Origin of the sequence: Zhihengliuella sp. ISTPL4 (genome assembly GCF_002848265.1) — a bacterium.
GTDB lineage: Bacteria > Actinomycetota > Actinomycetes > Actinomycetales > Microbacteriaceae > Microbacterium.
In genome coordinates this window covers 891,971-911,367 of the sequence record NZ_CP025422.1, presented here as the reverse complement: position 1 = coordinate 911,367, position 19,397 = coordinate 891,971, and the positions used below count along the sequence as shown (strand labels likewise).

16 protein-coding genes and 1 pseudogene are annotated in these 19,397 nt (G+C 67.3%); 12 read left to right on the top strand and 5 right to left on the bottom strand.

Translation table 11 applies throughout. The features are described from left to right. Window positions 1-58: 58 nt before the first annotated feature. From CYL12_RS04405 to CYL12_RS04385, 6 genes and pseudogenes are all read left to right on the top strand, one after another. Entirely contained in the window at window positions 59-1,363 is a 1,305-nt protein-coding gene (locus CYL12_RS04405) for an AAA family ATPase (protein ID WP_101845869.1), read from the top strand. Beyond that, window positions 1,360-2,022, top strand: a complete 663-nt coding sequence (locus CYL12_RS04400) for an HNH endonuclease (RefSeq protein WP_101845867.1) — start codon at window positions 1,360-1,362, stop codon at window positions 2,020-2,022. The genes CYL12_RS04405 and CYL12_RS04400 overlap by 4 nt, the downstream gene beginning before the upstream one ends. Before the next feature lie 113 nt (window positions 2,023-2,135). Next, window positions 2,136-3,815 (top strand): energy-dependent translational throttle protein EttA, encoded by a 1,680-nt coding sequence (gene ettA, locus CYL12_RS04395; protein WP_025103391.1) that lies wholly within the window; start codon window positions 2,136-2,138, stop codon window positions 3,813-3,815. 7 nt (window positions 3,816-3,822) lie between these two features. Further along, window positions 3,823-4,311, top strand: coding sequence for an acyl-CoA thioesterase (locus tag CYL12_RS04390; protein WP_101845865.1), 489 nt, complete (start codon window positions 3,823-3,825; stop codon window positions 4,309-4,311). Between the two features lie 111 nt (window positions 4,312-4,422). Continuing rightward, window positions 4,423-4,512 (top strand): annotated as a pseudogene (locus CYL12_RS17525) (DUF2510 domain-containing protein); the annotation flags it as partial. Between the two features lie 108 nt (window positions 4,513-4,620). Then, window positions 4,621-6,777 (top strand): transglutaminase domain-containing protein, encoded by a 2,157-nt coding sequence (locus CYL12_RS04385; RefSeq protein WP_233486833.1) that lies wholly within the window; start codon window positions 4,621-4,623, stop codon window positions 6,775-6,777. A gap of 66 nt (window positions 6,778-6,843) precedes the next feature. Here the strand turns inward: CYL12_RS04385 and CYL12_RS04380 are convergent, their stop codons facing one another. Next, on the bottom strand, window positions 6,844-7,731 hold the full coding sequence (locus CYL12_RS04380; RefSeq protein ID WP_101845861.1) for an acyl-CoA thioesterase: 888 nt from the start codon (window positions 7,729-7,731) through the stop codon (window positions 6,844-6,846). A 50-nt stretch (window positions 7,732-7,781) separates the two neighbouring features. Between CYL12_RS04380 and CYL12_RS04375 the strand changes: the two genes are divergently transcribed. Beyond that, window positions 7,782-8,447, top strand: coding sequence for a hypothetical protein (locus CYL12_RS04375; protein ID WP_101845859.1), 666 nt, complete (start codon window positions 7,782-7,784; stop codon window positions 8,445-8,447). A gap of 31 nt (window positions 8,448-8,478) precedes the next feature. Here CYL12_RS04375 and CYL12_RS04370 read toward each other — a convergent pair whose 3' ends face one another. The 4 genes from CYL12_RS04370 to pepN all read right to left on the bottom strand — a co-directional run bounded on the left by CYL12_RS04370 (window position 8,479) and on the right by pepN (window position 14,307). Continuing rightward, complete coding sequence (locus CYL12_RS04370; RefSeq protein ID WP_101845857.1) at window positions 8,479-10,143, bottom strand: FAD-binding dehydrogenase; 1,665 nt, start codon at window positions 10,141-10,143, stop codon at window positions 8,479-8,481. Further along, window positions 10,140-10,589 (bottom strand): globin, encoded by a 450-nt coding sequence (locus CYL12_RS04365; protein ID WP_101845855.1) that lies wholly within the window; start codon window positions 10,587-10,589, stop codon window positions 10,140-10,142. The genes CYL12_RS04370 and CYL12_RS04365 overlap by 4 nt, the downstream gene beginning before the upstream one ends. After that, window positions 10,586-11,662 (bottom strand): mechanosensitive ion channel family protein, encoded by a 1,077-nt coding sequence (locus CYL12_RS04360; RefSeq protein ID WP_101845853.1) that lies wholly within the window; start codon window positions 11,660-11,662, stop codon window positions 10,586-10,588. Before CYL12_RS04360 ends, CYL12_RS04365 begins: the two co-directional genes overlap by 4 nt. Before the next feature lie 92 nt (window positions 11,663-11,754). Further along, window positions 11,755-14,307: an aminopeptidase N gene (gene pepN, locus CYL12_RS04355; RefSeq protein ID WP_101845851.1), complete on the bottom strand. Its 2,553-nt coding sequence runs from the start codon at window positions 14,305-14,307 to the stop codon at window positions 11,755-11,757. Window positions 14,308-14,476: 169 nt separating this feature from the next. On the opposite strand from pepN, the gene CYL12_RS04350 reads away from it, so the two are divergent. The 5 genes from CYL12_RS04350 to CYL12_RS04330 all read left to right on the top strand — a co-directional run bounded on the left by CYL12_RS04350 (window position 14,477) and on the right by CYL12_RS04330 (window position 19,355). Next, window positions 14,477-15,661, top strand: coding sequence for a ferrochelatase (locus tag CYL12_RS04350; protein WP_101845849.1), 1,185 nt, complete (start codon window positions 14,477-14,479; stop codon window positions 15,659-15,661). 31 nt (window positions 15,662-15,692) lie between these two features. Further along, the gene (locus tag CYL12_RS04345) at window positions 15,693-16,178 is read left to right on the top strand and encodes a ribose-5-phosphate isomerase (RefSeq protein ID WP_101848671.1); all 486 of its coding nucleotides are present in this window, start codon (window positions 15,693-15,695) and stop codon (window positions 16,176-16,178) included. Between the two features lies 1 nt (window position 16,179). Next, window positions 16,180-17,178, top strand: coding sequence for an Fpg/Nei family DNA glycosylase (locus tag CYL12_RS04340; protein ID WP_101845847.1), 999 nt, complete (start codon window positions 16,180-16,182; stop codon window positions 17,176-17,178). A gap of 42 nt (window positions 17,179-17,220) precedes the next feature. Beyond that, a complete protein-coding gene (locus CYL12_RS04335; protein ID WP_101845845.1) occupies window positions 17,221-17,862 on the top strand; it encodes an FMN-binding negative transcriptional regulator in 642 nt (213 codons plus the stop codon). 95 nt (window positions 17,863-17,957) lie between these two features. Beyond that, window positions 17,958-19,355, top strand: a complete 1,398-nt coding sequence (locus CYL12_RS04330; RefSeq protein WP_101848670.1) for an amidohydrolase — start codon at window positions 17,958-17,960, stop codon at window positions 19,353-19,355. Window positions 19,356-19,397: the final 42 nt, after the last annotated feature.

Below are 19,397 nucleotides of genomic sequence, written 5' to 3'. Positions count from 1 at the left end.
ACCCATCCCACTAGTGTGTTGATGAAGAACGTTCGTGGAAGAGGAGGGCGATTCTCTGATGGCCGACGTAGACGCCACGCCCAACGAGACTCACGGTTTTAGCCAGATCAAGATATCCGGATGGCGCCAGTTCGGTGACCTGGAAATCGACTTCCATAAGCGGCTGACGATACTCACGGGGGCGAACGCCACCGGGAAAAGCACCTTACTTGGCCTTCTGGCCAGGCACTTCAGCTGGGATCGGCGATACTCGAGTTCGCCGTTGCGCCGTCGAGATCGGGATGGCAATTGGACCGCGGTGCCGAACCGGAGCGCGAACATAATTCTGTCTATGCAGGACAGCTGGGTTGGCTTTGGTTCGCTAACATACGGGAACGGAGCGACGACTTCGCTCGAGCTTCCGACTGAGCTGGGTTCTGGCACGCAGCAATATGATGTACTGCTCCGAGAACAAAGAGAGGTTGTCGGAGTCTATCTCGCCTCTCATCGACTCGCGTCTGGCAACTACAACCGTGTAGAGAGCGTGCCTACATCTTTCGGATCCTCCGATGAGGTGCTTGAGGCCTTCATTGCGCAACTCCGATCGCGCCTCGCTGGCGAGTGGACGCAAAAGACGCCGATGCTGGTGCTGAAGGAGACTCTACTTGCCTCAGCGGCTTGGGGCCAGAGATCGACCGACACCCTGGACCAGAACGCGGTGGCGGCGGAGATCTGGACGAAGTTTCAAGATGTGCTTCGTGCAATATTTCCCGAGACGCTCGGATTTGTGCGCCTCATCGCTCGGACGCCCGAGGTTGTAATCGAAACGTCCACCGGAGAGTTTCTTTTGGACGAAGCTTCGGGAGGACTATCGGCATTGGTCGAGGTGTCCTGGCAAATATTCCTGCGCTCGCTCGGCCACAAACACTTCACAGTTTTGCTAGATGAGCCGGAAAATCACTTGCATCCCACATTGCAGCGTGACATCATGCCTGGTCTGCTTCGGGCGTTCCCAACAGTACAATTTATCGTGGCGACTCACAGTCCTTTTGTTGTCACCGCCACGCCCGATTCCACCGTATATGCGCTTGACTATGACGAAGCGCGACAGGTGTTTGCCAGAAAACTGGACTATGCAAACAAAGCGGGCGGCGCGGAAGAAACACTTACGCGAGTGCTGGGCCTCGATTCCACCATGCCCCGCTGGGCGGAATCCAGACTCGACCATATTCTGGAAAAGTACCTTTCGTCCGACCTAGATGCTAGCAAAGTTGCAGAATTGCGGATCGAGCTCGAGCAGATGGGTCTGATCGGCGAGTTCGCGCCAACGCTCGCGATGCTGGCTCAACATCAGCGCGAGCTTAGCTCAAGCGATGAAACGTGATCGCGCTCTCCAAGTCTCCCGCCCCCGAGGTGCTGGTCGTGAACGGGGGCGCCTGGGCGGAGGAGTACGTCACCGCAGTACGAGCCGGGAATGCAAAAACAGCAGAACGGTGGCGGCATTCGGAAATTGTCGGTTCCTTAAGGCGAGAAACCGGTGAAAGGTGCGCTTACTGCGAGTCCCTCATCGAAGATGTTGCGTACCCCCATGTCGAGCATATTGCACCCAAGTCCAAGTTCCCTGAATTAGCCCATGCGTGGAGCAACCTCACCTGGGCGTGCCCAAAGTGTAATATCGCGAAGGGTGATTTTTATCATCCAACCGAAGGTCTACTAAACCCATTCGTTGATGATCCGTTGAATCACATGGACTTCGTGGGAGCAATGGTCATGCCGAGATTGAATGACGCGCGAGGGCGCCTTACTGAACGAAAGCTGAGGTTGAACCGGTCAGGCCTATTGAAATCGCGAGCTCGCCGGCTTGAGAGTCTTCTCGCCCTTGTGCAGGAATGGAACCTTGCTGAGGGTGCGCTTCGAGATGTACTGGAAGAAGCGATCCGGCGCGACGTAGATGCCGGAGAGTACAGACAGAGTGCGCTTGCGTTCCTCTCGCGCTACGGCTTCTCCGATGGCGCCAGTGCTCCGAGCACCCTCGCCTCGTAGCGAGTTTTGCGGGAGTCAGCTCTCGGTCCGGACGAGGGTAGTCTGTTGTTTGGTTTCAGTGCCATCAACTGGTGCGATCGCATCATCTCTCTGGGCAAAGGTGTTTAAACGGTATGGCTGAGTACATCTACTCCATGGTTCGTGCCCGCAAGGCGGTGGGTGAGAAGCTCATCCTGGACGACGTCACGATGGCGTTCCTGCCGGGCGCGAAGATCGGTATGGTCGGCCCCAACGGCGCCGGAAAGTCGACGATCCTCAAGATCATGGCGGGTCTCGACACCCCGTCCAACGGCGAGGCGAAGCTCTCGCCCGGTTACTCCGTCGGCATCCTCATGCAGGAGCCGGAGCTCGACGAGTCGAAGACGGTCCTGGAGAACATCCAGGACGGCATCGCCATCAAGGCCAAGGTCGACCGGTTCAACGAGATCTCCGCGTTGATGGCCGACCCGGATGCCGACTTCGACGCGCTGCTCGCGGAGATGGGAACGCTGCAGGAGGAGATCGACGCGGCGGACGGCTGGGACCTCGACTCCCAGCTCGAGCAGGCGATGGACGCCCTCCGCACCCCGCCTGGGGACGCGGCCATCGCTCCGCTCTCCGGTGGCGAGAAGCGCCGCGTGGCGCTGGCCAAGCTGCTCCTGCAGAAGCCCGACCTGCTGCTCCTCGACGAGCCCACCAACCACCTCGACGCGGAGAGCGTGCTCTGGCTTGAGCAGCACCTCCAGTCCTACAAGGGCGCCGTGATCGCGATCACCCACGACCGGTACTTCCTCGACCACGTGGCCGAGTGGATCGCCGAGGTCGACCGCGGACGCCTCATCGGCTACGAGGGCAACTACTCGACGTACCTCGAGAAGAAGGCCGAGCGCCTCGACATCCAGGGCAAGAAGGACGCCAAGCTCGCCAAGCGCCTGAAGGACGAACTCGACTGGGTCCGTTCCAGCGCGAAGGGCCGTCAGACGAAGTCGAAGGCGCGTCTGGCCCGCTACGAGGAGATGGCGGCCGAGGCGGAGCGGACGAGGAAGCTCGACTTCGAGGAGATCCAGATCCCCGCCGGTCCTCGACTCGGCAACGTCGTCATCGAGGCCAAGAACCTCAAGAAGGGCTTCGACGGCCGCTCCCTCATCGACGGCCTGAGCTTCAGCCTCCCGCCGAACGGCATCGTCGGCGTCATCGGTCCGAACGGTGTCGGAAAGACGACCCTGTTCAAGACCATCGTCGGTCTCGAGCCCCTGGACGGCGGTGACCTGAAGATCGGCGAGACCGTCAAGATCAGCTATGTCGACCAGTCGCGGTCGTCGATCGACCCGAACAAGACCCTCTGGGAGGTCGTCTCCGACGGCCTGGACTTCATCACGGTCGGCAAGACGGAGATCCCGTCCCGCGCCTACGTGTCGAAGTTCGGGTTCAAGGGGCCGGACCAGCAGAAGAAGGCCGGCGTGCTCTCCGGCGGTGAGCGCAACCGCCTGAACCTCGCGCTCACGCTCAAGGAGGGTGGCAACCTGCTCCTTCTCGACGAGCCCACCAACGACCTCGACGTCGAGACCCTGAGCTCCCTGGAGAACGCCCTGCTGGAGTTCCCCGGCTGCGCCGTGGTCATCACCCACGACCGGTGGTTCCTCGACCGGATCGCGACCCACATCCTGGCGTACGAGGGCACCGACGAGAAGCCCGACCAGTGGTACTGGTTCGAGGGCAACTTCGAGGCCTACGAGCAGAACAAGATCGAGCGTCTGGGACCGGATGCGGCGAAGCCGCACCGTTCGACCCACCGCAAGCTCACCCGCGACTGAGCCGACGATGACCGCCACCTCACCGGGGTCCCGCCTGCACATCCCGATCCACCTCCGCTGGGGGGATCTGGATGCGTTCAACCACGTCAACAACACCTCGATGCTGAAGCTGCTCGAGGAGGCGCGCGTCCGCGCGTTCTGGCGTGCGGGACCCGGCGAGGAGGCGCCCTCCACGGCCGTCCTCGACTCGGGGATCGAGGAGGGCGTCCTGACACTCATCGCCCGTCAGGAGATCGAGTACCTCGCTCCCGTGCCGTACCAGCGGCGCCCGCTGGAGGTGCAGATGTGGTTCGGGAAGCTCGGCGGCTCGAGCGTCGAGGTCTGCTACGAGGTGCACAACGACCCGTCCGCCGAGCCGCGCGAGTTGTACGCGCGGTCCACCGCGATCATCGTGCTCGTCGATGCGGGCACAGGACGACCGACGCGTCTCACCGCGGAGATGCGCGCGGCGTGGGAACCCTACGTCGGCCCGTCGATCGAGTACGCCCACCGCTGAGCGAAGAGCGCGACACCGTCCGGGGCCCCGTCGGTGGCTCCTGCGCGCGTCGAATAGTCTCGGAGGAGACGTTTATCGACTTGCGCATCGGAGGGCAGCAGCTTGAGCAATGTGGTGCCGGGATGGTATCCCGACCCGGAGGACTCGCGGTATCACCGGTGGTGGGATGGGTATCGGTGGACTGTACACACCAATCGCCCGGAAACACCGAACCAGGGGTGGCACGAGCATCCGGCCACAGAACAGACCGCCACGTCGGAGTCCACGCCGGAGGACCTCCCCGCGCGGAACAAGAAGGGGAGAGGCAAGATGGTCCTCTTCTCCGTTCTCGGCGGCGTCGCCGCGGTGGCTCTCGTGGCGGGTGGCATCGTCGTGGTCAACAACCTCACCGGTGGCGGGTTCGGCGGATCGAGCGAGCCGGTCGAGGCTGGGGGGTACCTATGGGAGCCGGTGACCTACCTCAAGCCGGATGAGCATCTGGAGATCCCCTTCGATGTCGATCCGGAAGCCCTCGTCCCTGCGGATGAGACGGGCAAGCCTGCTTACGGTGTGATCGATGTGTATCTCAACGACGAGTTGACGATCATGCCCGAATCGTCCATGGTGTTCTGGCACGACGGAGATCGCAACGTAGAGGTCAGCGTCCTGGACAACGACAAGTACAAGTGGTCTTCCGAATCCGAGACGGCGATAGCCAGCGGCTTCACCTCGGAGGACCTCAGAATCAGCTCGCGTGGCGAGGCCGACGTGGCGACCATGTGGACCGAGATGGCCAGGTACTACGTCGTCCAGAGGTTCGACAAGGATGGCAAGAAGCTCGACATTCCCATCGTGCACACCGTCGAGGCCGCCGATGAAGAGGACATCCTTCACGACCCCATCGAGCTGAAGACCTCCGTCGGCGAAGCGCCCGGCTCCGTCCAACTGTCCTGGGACGAGCCGGAGGGGATGAGCGGGGATTTCACCTACTACATCATCAAGACGCAAGCTTCGGACTACCTCGACAACGGCGAGTTCACCGGAGAGAGGACCATTCTCTATCCTGAGGTCATCGCGGAGACCACAGAGACCTCCTGGGAGTCCAAGGCAGTGCTGGACTACGAGGAGAACTCGGTCGCGAACCGTGAGTTGGCCCTCTACACCTACGACTCAGCGGATGAGCTCAACTTCGGCTCCGCCTCCGGCCTCGACGTTGTCCGCTCCAAGTCCGACCTCGCCGTGATTGCCGTCGCGAACGATCTCTCGGAGCGGACCTTGATGTCTCTCAAAGAGGTCAAGGACGAGATCGGGAGCTTCCCGTACGAGAAGGCGTTCTGGCAGGCTCGCGACCTCTTCCCGGTGGATGCCGGTGACCTCACGACGCTGCCGACCTGGTACCCGATCACCACTCTCGACGGCGACACGGCCAAGATGGGCGTGCGGATCGACATCGATGCGATCGAGGTCAAGTACGAGGACTTCTGGTATCTCGATGGCCGAGGCGCCTGGTACGCCCGTATGCCCTTCACCGTCCTCGGCACCAAGATGAGCGACAGCATCACCGCGGTCATGCCGGATGGCGTCTCGCAGGCGGATTGGCTCGCACAGTCCATCGCGAACGCCAAGGCGTACAACCACCGTGCAGAGACGGAGGTCCTCCCCACCGGAGACGACACCATCGTGCAGGACCCCACGATGTCCCTCGACGCCTTCGCCGACATGCAGGCGGTCGTCGAGGTTCCGGACTCCGAGTACGAGGCGTATGGGAGCAACGAGTTCAGCACCTTCCTCGCCGGCCACATGGTCGCGGGCACTCGCCTCATCGACATGACGAAGTTCGTGGAGACCCCCGGGTATCCCTCTGCGGACGAAGCTGCCTACGAGGCGATTCGCCAGAACCCGATGGCGCGGGTCTCCGTGGAGGACTACCGGGTCTCCGGGAACAACCTCTACGTGAACTACCGCTCCACCGCGAAAGAGGATCAGACGCAGGTCGACAAGCTCGCAGACGAGGCGATCTCCGCCGCGATCACCGAGGGGATGAGCGACACCGAGAAGGTGACCGCGATCAACAAGTGGATCGTGGAGAACATGGAGTACGACTACCAAGCACTCGCCGCGATCGAGAGCAGCTTCGGTCGTCTCATCGAGGACAACCAGCGGTACTCCGACGCTCGCGGTGGCCTCATCGACAAGCGGGTGATCTGCGGCGGGTACGCCGACACCTTCAACCTCCTCGCCCGCAAGGCGGGGCTTGAGTCCATCTACGTGAGCGGGATCATCGCAGACTCGGGATCGGGCCATGCATGGAACCACGTCAAGGTGGATGGCGAGTGGAAGGCCATCGACACGACCTGGAACGACACCGACGACATCACGAAGTACCTGCTGATCAACGAGGCAGACTTCACCGGCGTCGCCGAACGGTCGACGAAGGACAGCGGGTGGATCGTCCCGATGTACCAGGGCGAGTACACCACACCGTAGTCGGCAGCGACATCACGGAGGAGGCCCTCGGAGCGATTGAGAGGGCCTCCTTCGGTTCGACGCTGCTCAGCGATCCTCGGGGACGCGGATCATGATCTCCTGGGCGACGCTCGCGACCAGCGTTCCCTCCCGGCTGTATACCCGTCCCGTGGCCAACCCGCGGCCCCCACGAGCGCTGGGCGACTCCTGTGCGTAGAGGAGCCACTCGTCTACCCGCGCCGGACGATGCCACCACATCGCGTGGTCGAGGCTCGCGACCTTCAGCCCGGGGAGGGACCAGGAGACCCCGTGCGCGCGGAGGATCGATTCCTGGATCGTCATGTCGCTGAGGTAGGCGAGCGCTGCCCGATGCAGCCGCTGGTCGTCGGGGAGCGGAGCCCGCAGACGCATCCACACCGCCTGCCGCGGAACCCGCTCGTCGTCGTTGGGCAGATACAGCGGAGAGTCGACGTGGCGGATGTCGGCGGCACGCTCGCTCAGCATGCGTCGTGCGCCGCCGGCGAGACCCGGCACGCGATCCTCGTCGGGGACGAGGTCTTCCGGCATCGGCACCCCTGGCGGCATGGGCTCGGCGTGCTCCACACCGGGATCGGCGTCCTGGAACGACGCGATCATCGAGAAGATCGGGACGCCGTTCTGGTACGCCTGGGTGCGGCGGGTGGAGAACGAACGTCCGTCGTGGATGCGGTCGACGGCGATGGTGATGCCCTGGCTCGCATCGCCGGGACGGAGGAAGTATCCGTGCATCGAGTGGACGGCGCGGTCCTCCGGCAGCGTGCGCTCCGCGGCCACGAGGGTCTGCGCGAGCACCTGTCCGCCGTAGATGCGGCCGCTCGGCATCGGGTGCGACGAGCCGGTGAAGATGTCCTCGGTGGTCCGCGCCTGGGTGGCGTCGAGGTCGAGGACGTCGAGTAGACGCTCCACGGTCTGGATGGCGTGCTCGTCGGCGCTCATGTGTTCCCCTCCGCGGCCCCGGGTCGCCGCTCGTTGGTAGTTTAGAACGCGTGACCCCTCAGCTCCTGCTCGCCGATCCGGACACGGCGAAGGATGTCCTCACGTTCACGGGCCGCGCATCCAGGGTCTCCGACGAAGGTGTGCGTCTCCAGGCTCACCAGGGCGTGCTGGCGCTCACGACGGCGGTCCTCGCGCCCCAGGGGCTCTTCGACCAGACGCCGACGATCCTCGCCATGCGCATCGTGCGTGCCGACCCGGAACTCGAGTGCGATCTCGTGATCGACGCCCTGGCCCCGACGGACGACCCGCAGCGCCTCGCCCTGCCGGAGACCGCCCTCTCGCCCGCGTGGGCCGGTGTCGCACCTCCGCGCCGGGACTGGTCCGTGGAAAGCGTCCTTCCCGCCTCCGTCATCGCGCAGCGTGCCCAGTGGGGCATCTCGGCCGTGGCGCACGGTGCGGGGCCGGGGTCCGGCGAGGAAGCGGTCCGCGCGCTCCGCGCAGCGATCTGGGGCGAGCCGGACGATGACCTCGGCGGACTTCCGCGAGGCGTGGCGTTCGCCGCGGACGCCCTCGGCTTCATCTCCGGCGAAGAGGACGTGCCCGTCACGCGTTCCGGTCGTTGGACGCGGCTCGCGTTCCGCCGCGGCCACGTGCTCGCGCGCGGTCCCGTCGCCTCCGGGCTGACCGGCGTGCGCACCACCGGCTCCGGCGCCTGACGCGGTCACGCAGCCGGCGGGCAGCTCGGGATCAACCGAGAGCAGCGGCGGCGCGACCCGCCTGACGGCCAGAGAACAGGCACCCGCCGAGGAACGTGCCCTCGAGGGCGCGGTAGCCGTGGGCGCCTCCGCCGCCGAAGCCGCTGGCCTCGCCTGCGGCGAAGAGACCCGGAATCGGCGCGCCGCTTCCGTCCAGGGCACGACCGTCGAGATCTGTGTTGATCCCCCCGAGGGACTTCCGGGTGAGCACGTGCAGCTTGACCGCGATCAGCGGCCCGGCGGAGGGGTCCTGGAGCCGATGCGGGGCCGCGGTGCGGATGAGCTTGTCCCCGCGATAGGCCCGCATCGAGCGCAGCATGCCGATCTGCGGGTCCTTGCTGAAGTCGTTGACCATCTCGCGGTCGCGGGCGACCACCTCGCGGCGTACGGCGTCGATGTCCAGGAGCTCGCCCCCGGGGTGGGCCGCCATCTGCTCCAGCAGCGACTCGAGGTCGTTCTCGACGATGAAGTCCTCGCCCTCGTCGAGGAACGACTGCACGGGACCGGTGGGCCCCTTCGCGAGGCGGGACTTGAGCAGCAGGGCCACGTCCTTGCCCGTGAGGTCCGGGTTCTGCTCGCTGCCCGACAGTGCGAACTCCTTCTCCACGATCTGCCGCGAGGTCACGAACCAGGAGTGGTCGTGACCGGTCCGCCTGAGGTGTTCCAGAGTGCCGAGTGTGTCGAACCCGGGGAAGAGCGGAACGGGGAGCCGGTGTCCGGTCGCGTCGAGCCACAGCGACGAGGGACCGGGCAGGATCCGGATGCCGTGCTGCGGCCACACCGGGTCCCAGTTCGTGATGCCCTCCACGTAGTGCCACATCCGGTCGCCGTTGATGAGGCGGGCGCCGGCGGATGCGCTCACGGACTGCATCGAGCCGTCGACGTAGGCGGGCACGCCGGAGAGCATGTGCGTCGGGGGAGTGCCCAGTCGCGAGGGCCAGGCGGCGCGGACGAGGTCGTGGTTCCCGCCGATGCCCCCGGAGGCGACGATCGTCGCCGTCGCGTCGATCTCGAACGTGCCGATCACATCGCGGGACGAGGGCACGCCCCGGGCGGCGCCGTCCGATGCCAGCACGCTCCCGCGCGCTCCGGTCACGCGTCCGTCGGTGAGGACGAGTTCCTCGACGCGGTGTCGGGCGAGGACGGTGAGCCGTCCCTCCCGCTCTCCCTGCTCGACCGCGGCCGCGAACGGGGCGACGATCCCCGGCCCGGTGCCCCACGTGATGTGGAAGCGGGGGACCGAGTTCCCCGGACCGAGGGCGCCGTAACCGCCCCGCTCGGCCCAGCCGACGACCGGGAAGAAGCCGACCCCGCGGGCACGGAGCCAGGCGCGCTTCTCCCCGGCGGCGAAGTGCAGGTAGGCCTCGGCCCAGCGCCGTGGCCACTCGTCCTCCGGCCGGTCGAACCCCGCGGTGCCGAACCAGTCCTGGGCGGCGAGGTCGAGCGAGTCGGTGATGCCGAGGCGGCGCTGCTCGGGGGAGTCCACGAGGAACAGCCCGCCGAAGGACCACCACGCCTGCCCGCCGAGATTGGTCCGCGGCTCCTGATCGATGATGACGACCCGACGTCCGGCCTCGAGGGCTTCCGCGGCGGCCACGAGTCCCGCCAACCCCCAACCGATCACCAGGACGTCTGCGGTCGGGGGCGTGGTCGTCATGGGTTCTCCGTTGATTCCTGACGGGAGCGGGTCTCCAGGGTCGTGCGTCCCTGGGGTGCCGTGCCGATGCCGGACGGCTCGAATGTGTTCACCATGGCATAAGCGGCCCGCTCCAGGTAGTCCCAGAGAGTGGTTTCGTGCAGCGGGGACAACTGCGCCTCGTTCAGGGCCGTGCGCATGTGACGGAGCCAACGATCGCGGGCGTCGGGGTCCACATGGAACGGCATGTGCCGCATCCGCAGCCGGGGGTGCCCCCGGGTCTCGCCGTAGGTGGTCGGGCCGCCCCAGTACTGCTCGAGGAACAGCAGCAGCCGCTCCTCGGCCGGACCGAGGTCCTCCTCCGGGTACATCGGCTTGAGCACGGGGTCGAGAGCGACCTCGCGGTAGAAGACCGAGACGATCTTCGCGAACGTCTCGCGTCCGCCGACCTCGTCGTAGAACGTCACTTGTCTGCACTCCCGTCGCCGCCGGTGTTCTTCTTACGTCGCCAGATCCCGCGGTCGGGGATGACGGGCACCCCGGTGACGGCATTGGGGCGCGTCTTCGGCGGGTTGGCCCCCCGGACGCGGCGCGCTCCCTCCAGCCCGGTGGGGACGACGTCGGCCAGGTGGGGGACGTCGATCTCCTTCTCCAGAAGGGCAGCCCGCAGGCGGCGGCGCAGCTCCTGCGCGACGTCGTCGCGCGCATTCGCCCTGGTCTTGATGACCGCTCGGACCACGAGAGCGTCCCCGTCGATCGATTCCAGGCCCCAGAGCTCAGGTTTCTCCACGATGCGGGTACGCCACTTCGGGTCCTTCGCGAGGCCCTGCGCGGTCTCCAGCAGGATGTGCTCGACCTGCTCGAGGTCGGAATCCGGCGGAACGCCGATGTCGACGATCGCGCGCGCCCAACCCTGCGACATGTTCCCGATGCGGGTGACTTCGCCGTTGCGGACGTACCAGAGGGTGCCGTTCACGTCCCGCACCTGGGTCACGCGGACGCTGACGTACTCGACGACGCCGCTGGCGAGCCCGAGGTCGACGACGTCTCCGATGCCGATCTGATCCTCGGCGACAAGGAAGATCCCGTTCAGGACGTCCTTGACGATGTTCTGAGCGCCGAAACCGAGTCCGGCACCGACCGCCGCCGTGAGGAGGGTGAGCGATCCGAGGAGGGCGTTGTCGATCGCGTTGACGATGAGGATGATCGCGATGATCACGAGCATCACGTTCACGATGTTCTGCAGGATGGTGCCGAGGGTGCGGGTGCGCTGGACCAGCCGCATGTCGGCCAGCGGCGAGCGTTCGAGTGCCTGCGTGTCGTCGACGGCGGCCTTGTTCTTGGCGGTGTCGACGATGCGGTGCACGACACGTGTGATCACCCGGCGCAGCACGAGCGCGATGAGGACGCAGGCGCCGATGATCAAGGCGATCTGCAGGAGCTTGCCGCCGACCGTGGTCAGCATCGCGAGCATGTCCTTCACCCACGGGGGGAGCTCGGTCGGCGTCGGCGAGGGAGTCGTGTCAGCGGAAATCAGCATCGTGTCGATGGTACCGAGCGGGCCTCTGCGCCGGCTGGAAGAGCGGCGGCAGAGGCCCGTGTCGGTGTCGGTGTCGGTGTCGGTGCCGAGAGTCAGTCCTCGGCGTCGCGGGACTGGGCCGCCAGGGCGCGCTCCACGTCCGCGAGGTTCTCCAGCACGAGACGGCGCAGGGCGGGCGGCGCGTCCTGATGCGCGGAGAGCCAACCCCGCGTCGCATCGCGCAGCGCGACGTCCGCGAGTGCGGTGGGGAAGAGCCCGACGACCAGGTACTGCGCGATCTGGTAGGTCCTCGACTCCCACACCGGCAGAAGCATGTCGAAGTACTGAGGCACGAAGGCGCCCAGCACCTCCACGCCCGCCGGGTGGACGAAGCCGAGGGCCGCGGAGCGGACGATCGTGTTCGGGGCGTCGTCGCGCGCGATCAACGCGTCCCAGGCCTCCTGCTTCGCCGCGGCGTCCGGAAGGGCAGCGCGCGCCTGGGCGGCGAACTCCGCTCCCTTGGCGGTGTTGTCGGCGGCGAGCGCGGCATCGATGGCGCCGGCGTCGGTCGCGCCGATCGTCGCGAGGCCGACGAGAAGCTGCCAGCTCAGGTCGGCGTCGACGTCGAGTCCGGGGAGCGTCTCCTCACCCGAGCGCAGACGGCCGACGATGCCGGCGTGCTCCGGCGTCACCAGGTTGTTCGCGAAGGCGGTGACGAACTGGAGCTGGCTGTCGCTGCCGGCCTCCGCCGCCTCGGCGAGCGTCCAGAGGCCGTCGGCCACCTTCAGCCGTGCGGCATCGCGCTCCGCCGGAGCGCCGTAGAGCGTCGCGGCCGTGCGCAGCTGCGCGAGCGTGGTGCGGACCGTCGTCGACTCCGTCTCGCGACCGATGTTGCCGAGGACGAGATCGATGTAGTCGGACGCCGCCGTCTCCGCGTCGCGGGTCTGGTCCCAGGCTGCTCCCCAGACGAGCGAGCGGGCGAGGGGGTCGTGGATGTCGGCGAGGTGGGCGATCGCGGTCGCGAGCGACTTCTCGTCGAGACGGATCTTCGCGTACGCGAGGTCGTCGTCGTTGAGGAGGATGAGGTCCGGGCGGTCGAGGCCCTGAAGCTCGGGGACCTCCGTGCGGTCGCCGTCGACATCCACCTCGATGTGGTGGGTGCGCGTGAGCGCGCCGTCCTGCAGCGAGTAGAAGCCGATGCCGAGACGGTGCGGACGGATGGTCGGGTAGTCGGCCGGAGCCGTCTGCGTGATGGCGAAGCGCGAGATCTTGCCGTTGTCGTCCTCGGCCACGACGGGCTCGAGGGTGTTGACGCCGGCGGTCTCCAGCCACTTCTTCGACCAGGTGCTGAGGTCGCGGCCGCTCGTGGCCTCCAGCTCGGACAGCAGATCGCTGAGTTCGGTGTTGCCCCAGGAGTGCTTCTGGAAGTACTGCGAGACGCCGGCGAAGAACGCCTCGATGCCCACCCACGCGGCGAGCTGCTTGAGGACGGATCCGCCCTTGGCGTAGGTGATGCCGTCGAAGTTGACCTGCACGTCCTCGAGGTCGTTGATCTCGGCGACGATCGGGTGGGTGGAGGGAAGCTGGTCCTGGCGGTAGGCCCAGGTCTTCTCCATCGCGTTGAAGGTCGTCCAGGCCTCGGTCCACTCGGTTGCCTCGGCCGTCGCGATGGTGGACGCCCACTCGGCGAACGACTCGTTGAGCCAGAGGTCGTTCCACCACTTCATGGTGACGAGGTCGCCGAACCACATGTGGGCGAGCTCGTGCAGGATCGTCACGACGCGCCGCTCCTTGACGGCGTCGGTGACCTTGCTGCGGAAGACATACGTTTCGGTGAAGGTGACCGCGCCCGCGTTCTCCATCGCCCCGGCGTTGAATTCGGGGACGAAGAGCTGGTCGTACTTGGCGAACGGATACGGGACGCCGAACTTGGACTCGAAGTAGGCGAAGCCTTCGCGGGTCTTGTCGAAGATGTAGTCGGCGTCCAGGTGCTGCCAGAGGCTCTTGCGTCCGTAGACGCCGAGCGGGATCACTCGGCCGGAGGCGCTGGTGAGCTCCGAGAAGGTGGACTCGTACGGTCCGGCGACGAGAGCCGTGATGTACGAGGAGATCCGAGGCGTGGGCTCGAAGCCCCAGGTGGCCGAGACGCCGTCGTCGTGGACGATGGGCTCCGGGGTGGGGGAGTTGGAGACGACCTTCCACTCCGCGGGGGCGGTCACCGTGAACTGGAAGGTGGCCTTGAGGTCGGGCTGCTCGAAGACGGCGAACACGCGACGGGAGTCCGGCACCTCGAACTGCGAGTAGAGATACACCTCCCCGTCCACCGGGTCGACGAAGCGGTGCAGGCCCTCGCCGGTGTTGGTGTAGAGGCAGTCGGCATCGACGACGAGGACGTTCTCCTCCTGCAGACCGGTCAGCGCGATCCGGGACTCTGCGAAGACCTCGCGCGGGTCGAGCTGCTCTCCGTTGAGCGAGATCTCGCGCACGTCGCGGGCGATGAGGTCGATGAAGGTGGAGCTGTCAGGGGACGCGGAGAAGCGCACGACGCTGCGGGAACCGAAGACCTCGGCACCCTTCGTCAGATCGAGGGCGACCTCATAGGAGTGCGTGTCGACGACGTCGCGGCGCTCCTGCGCTTCGATTCGGGTGAGGTTCTCTCCAGGCAAAGCTGTACTCCCAGGGGTGAGGGGACGTAACCGGGGTCGGCGCAGTTGGCGCCGACGGCAACCATGACAGCCTACGCCAGAGCGACGCGCGCGCCGTCGACCCTCTCGAACCAGGGATAGTCCCGGTCGTGCGGACGCTCGTCGTCCGCGGAGGTGGGAAGATGGAGGGGTGACCGCGATCGAGCCGAATGTCGTTCCCTTTGCCTCGCCCGCCGCTGCCGGCGGCGACCCCTATGTGACCACGCCTGTCGCCTACGACGCCATCCTCTTGGCGAGCTTCGGCGGCCCGGAGGGCCAGGAGGATGTGATCCCCTTCCTGCGGAACGTGACGCGCGGTCGGGGGATCCCGGACGAGCGCCTGGAGGAGGTCGCGCATCACTACCGCCACTTCGGCGGGGTGAGCCCGATCAACGGCCAGAACCGCGTGCTCAAGGAGGCGCTGGAGAAGGCACTGTCCGCCCGAGGGATCGACCTTCCGGTGTACTGGGGGAATCGCAACTGGGGCCCGTACCTCGAGGATGTGCTGCCCGAGGCGTCCGCCAACGGCCACACCACCCTCCTCGCCTTCGCGACGAGCGCCTACAGCTCGTTCTCCAGCTGTCGGCAGTACCGCGAGGACTTCGCCCGCGTGCTGACGGACACCGGTCTCGGCGAGACGGTCACCATCGACAAGATCCGTCCCTTCTACGACCACCCCGGCTTCGTCGAGGCCTTCGAGGCGGGGGTACGCGAGTCCGTGCGGCGTTACCTCGACGAGGGGTACGCCCCCTCGGAGATCCAGGTGCTCTTCTCCACGCACAGCATCCCGACGGCCGACGCCGAGCGGTCCGGCGCCCGCGACATCGACTGGGGTGAAGGCGGCGCGTACGCGGCGCAGCACCTCGCCGTCTCGGAATGGACGATGGAGCAGGTGCGTGCCGCCGTGCCCGGCGCCGCCGATGTGCCTTGGGAACTCGTCTACCAGTCCCGTTCCGGTCCCGCCTCGCAGCCCTGGCTGGAGCCCGATGTCTGCGACGTCATCGCCGAGCTCCCCGCGCGTGGTCGCAAGGCCGTCATCGTGGTGCCTGTCGGCTTCATGAGCGACCACATGGAGGTCCTCTGGGACCTGGACACTGAGGCCGCGGAAGCCGCGGAAGAGGCGGGGCTCGCCTTCGTCCGCACATCCACGCCCGGCGTCCGCGAGGCGTTCGTGGAGGGCATCGTCGACCTCATCGAGGAGCGGTTGCAGGGGCGCCCGAACGCGGAGCGTCCGCACGTGACCGATCTCCCCGGAGCTTTCGACGTCTGCCGTCCGGGGTGCTGCGAGAACGTGCGCGCGGGGTTCAAGCCCGCAGCCGCCGGCATCGCCCCCTGACCCGCGGATCGTCGATCCTAGGATGGAGACCATGCGCATCCACATCGCCACCGACCACGCCGGACTCGATTTCTCGACCCAGCTGCAGGAGCATCTCCGCGCGGCAGGGCACGAGGTGATCGACCACGGGCCGGTGGAGTACGACGCGCTCGACGACTACCCCGCCTTCTGCATCCGGGCGGCCCAGGCCGTCGTCGCGGATCAGGAGGCCGGTGTCCAGGCGCTCGGCGTCGTCTTCGGCGGCTCGGGCAACGGCGAGCAGATCGCGGCGAACAAGGTCGCCGGTGTTCGCGCGGCCCTCGTCTGGAACCTGTCCACGGCGGAGCTCGCCCGGGAGCACAACGACGCGAACGTCATCTCGATCGGTGCCCGTCAGCACACCTACGACGAGGTCACCGGATTCATCGACCGGTTCATCGCGACGCCCTTCTCCGGCGACGAACGTCACGTGCGCCGCATCGGCCAGATCGCGGACTTCGAGCGCGACGGCTCGCTCCTCCCGGATCCTCGGGCCTGACATGCCCGAGGGGCACTCCGTCCACCGCATCGCGCGGCAGTTCGATCGCAACTTCGTCGGCAAGACGATGAGCGCGTCCAGCCCGCAGGGACGCTTCGCCGAGGGCGCCGCCGTGCTCGACGGGCGCCAGGCCGTGAGCGTGCAGGCGGTCGGCAAGCAGATGTTCCTGGAAGCGGAGGGCGACCTCTGGCTGCGCGTGCATCTCGGTCTCTACGGTGCGTGGGACTTCGCGGGAGAGATCCTCGTCGACCCCACCATCGCGTCGGCGAACGGGCGGATGGGACAGACCAATCAGCGCGGCACGACGCTGGACGAGGCGATCCTCGACGACGCCGGCGAGAACTCGCTCGCCTCGATCGGGGCTCCGCGCCGGGCCAGGGTCCACGTGCGGATGTCCGAACAGACAAAGGGGCTGACCGACGAGGTCGACGAATGGCCGCCGCCCGTGGTCGGACAGGTGCGGCTGCGACTGATGACCGACATCACCGTGGCCGATCTGCGAGGTCCCACGGCGTGCGTGCTGCAGACGCCAGAGGAGATGCTGGCGACGGTGGCCAAGCTCGGTCCGGATCCGCTCGTCGGCGATCCGGGGGAGAACGAGGAACGCTTCGTTCGCGCCGTGCGCAAGAAACCCACTCCGATCGCCCTGCTGCTGATGGACCAGGCGGTCGTCAGCGGCATCGGCAACGTGTATCGGGCAGAGATGCTCTACCGGCAGCGCCTGAACCCGCACACGCCCGGCCGCGATATCCCGGAGGATGTCGTCCGCGCGCTCTGGCACGACTGGGTGCGGTTGCTGGCCATCGGCGTGGAGACCGGTCAGATGATGACGATGGACGGCTTGTCTCCCGACGAGTACCGGGCCGCGATGGCGAGCCGCGACGACCGGCACTGGGTCTACCATCGCGCCGGCCTGCCGTGCCGGGTCTGCGGGACCGAGATCGCGCTGGAGGAGATCGGCGCCCGCAAGCTGTACTGGTGCCCGCGCTGCCAGGCCTGAGCGCGCGATCCCCCCGGCTCCTGCCGCTCTAGGCTGGGATCCATGCGACAGAATCCGAGCTTCACGCTCGCCGACGTGGCGGAGATCCGCCGCGTCATCGATGCGAACCCGTGGGCCACCGTGGTGAGCGCCCCCGACGACGGCCTCGTGGCCTCGCACTACGCGATCCTGCTCGATGACGACCGCGACGACCTGACGATCGTGGGGCACGTCGGGCGTCCCGACGACGCCATCCACGGGCTGGGAGAGCGCGAGATCCTCGTCGCGTTTCAAGGACCGCACGGGTACGTCTCCCCGGGCTGGTACGGCGACGTCCCGGCGGTGCCGACCTGGAACTACACGGCGGTGCACCTCTCCGGAGTCCCCGAGATCCTCAGCTCGGCGGAGAACCTCCGTGTGCTGGACGCCCTCGTCGCGCGTTTCGAGTCGCAGCTCCCTGACCCTCGACGCATGTGGGACCGTCCGAACGACGCCGCTTTCATCGAACGGCTGGAAGCCGGAACGGTCGGCTTCCGGCTCACGCCGACGAAGGTGGTCGCCAAGCGGAAGCTGAGCCAGAACAAGCCGGCGGAGACCGTCGAGGCGGTGATCGCGGCGCTGCGCGCCGAGGGGCCGTATGAGAACGCCGCCCTCGCGGCGGAGATGCGTCGCGCGCGGGACGCGCGCGCCGGAGGCGCCGCGTGATCGCCCGTGGCGTCGAGGTCGGCACGGTCCGTGCCGTCCGCCCCGTGGGGCCGGGCCGAGAGTTCCTGCTGGACGAGGAACCGGTCGATCTCCACATGGCCGAGGGACGCATCGTCGACATCGCGCCGACCGGGGCGCTCCCGGCGCGCGGCGAGGTCATCGACGCGGACGGCGCCTGGGCGGTGCCGGGGCTCTGGGACAACCATGTGCACACGGTGCAGTGGGCTCTCGCAGCGGAGCGCGTACCGCTGGGTGAAGCGGATTCCGCCGCCGCGGCCGCGCGGGTCATGCGCGACGCGCCCGTGCTCCCCGACGGCAGACGGGTCGGCACCGGGTTTCGGGATGCGCTGTGGCCGGACCGCCCGACCGTGGCGATGCTCGACGCCGCGACCGGGGTCGTGCCGACGTACCTGATCAACGCCGACGTCCACAGTGTCTGGCTGAACTCGGCCGCTCTGGCCCGCGAGGGATTCCGCGGCGACGACGGTGTCCTGCGCGAGGAGGATGCCTTCGAGATCTCTCGGCGGCTCAACGCCGTGGACCCCGCGCACAGTGACGAGGCGGTCATCCAGGCCGGTCACGCCGCGGCGGCCCGCGGCGTGACCGGCCTGGTGGACTTCGACATGGCCTGGAATGCCGATGCCTGGCCGCGACGCATCCTTGCGGGCTTCGATGCGCACCGCGTCGAGTTCGCGTTCTATCCGACGGACCTCCCGCGGGCGATCGCGGCGGGCTTGCGCACGGGGGAGCGCCTCGCGGTGGCGGATCCGACCGGACTGGTGGGTGCCCTCGTCCGGGTCGGCTCGTTGAAGGTCATCAGCGACGGCTCGCTCGGCACCAGGACTGCGGCCTGCTCGCACTCCTATCCGGGGGATCCCCAGAACTACGGCGTGCTCACGGTGCCGCCCGAGGAACTCGCCGCGCTGCTGACCACCGCCGCGGGCGCCGGACTCGAGGTGGCGGTGCATGCGATCGGCGATCGCGCGGTGACCGCGGCTCTGGATGCCTTCGGCGCCACCGGCGCGACGGGGTCGATGGAGCACGCGCAACTCGTCCGTCACGCGGACCTCGCGCGATTCGCGCGCCTCGGCGTGCGTGCGAGCGTCCAACCCCAGCATGCGGTGGACGACCGCGACCTGGTGGAGCACCACTGGGCAGAGCAGACGGCGATCGGCTACCCGCTCGCCTCGCTCCTCGCCGCGGGGGCCGAGCTGCGGTTCGGATCCGATGCCCCGGTCGCGCCGCTCGACCCGTGGCAGGCGATCTCCGCCGCGGTCTGGCGGACCGACGACGACCGCGCCGCGTGGCACGCGGAGGAGCGCGTGACACTGGATCAGGCCCTCGCAGCGAGCGTCCGCACGGCGATCCGTCCGGGCGAGCCCGCCGATATCGCCATCATCGGAGGCGACCCGCGTGCCGTCGGCGCCCCGGCGCTCCGGACGATGCCGGTCGTGGCGACGCTTCTGGCTGGCCGCGTCACCCACGCCGCCTGAGGCGGCACGCGAACAGAAGGCGGCCCCGGGATTCCGGGGCCG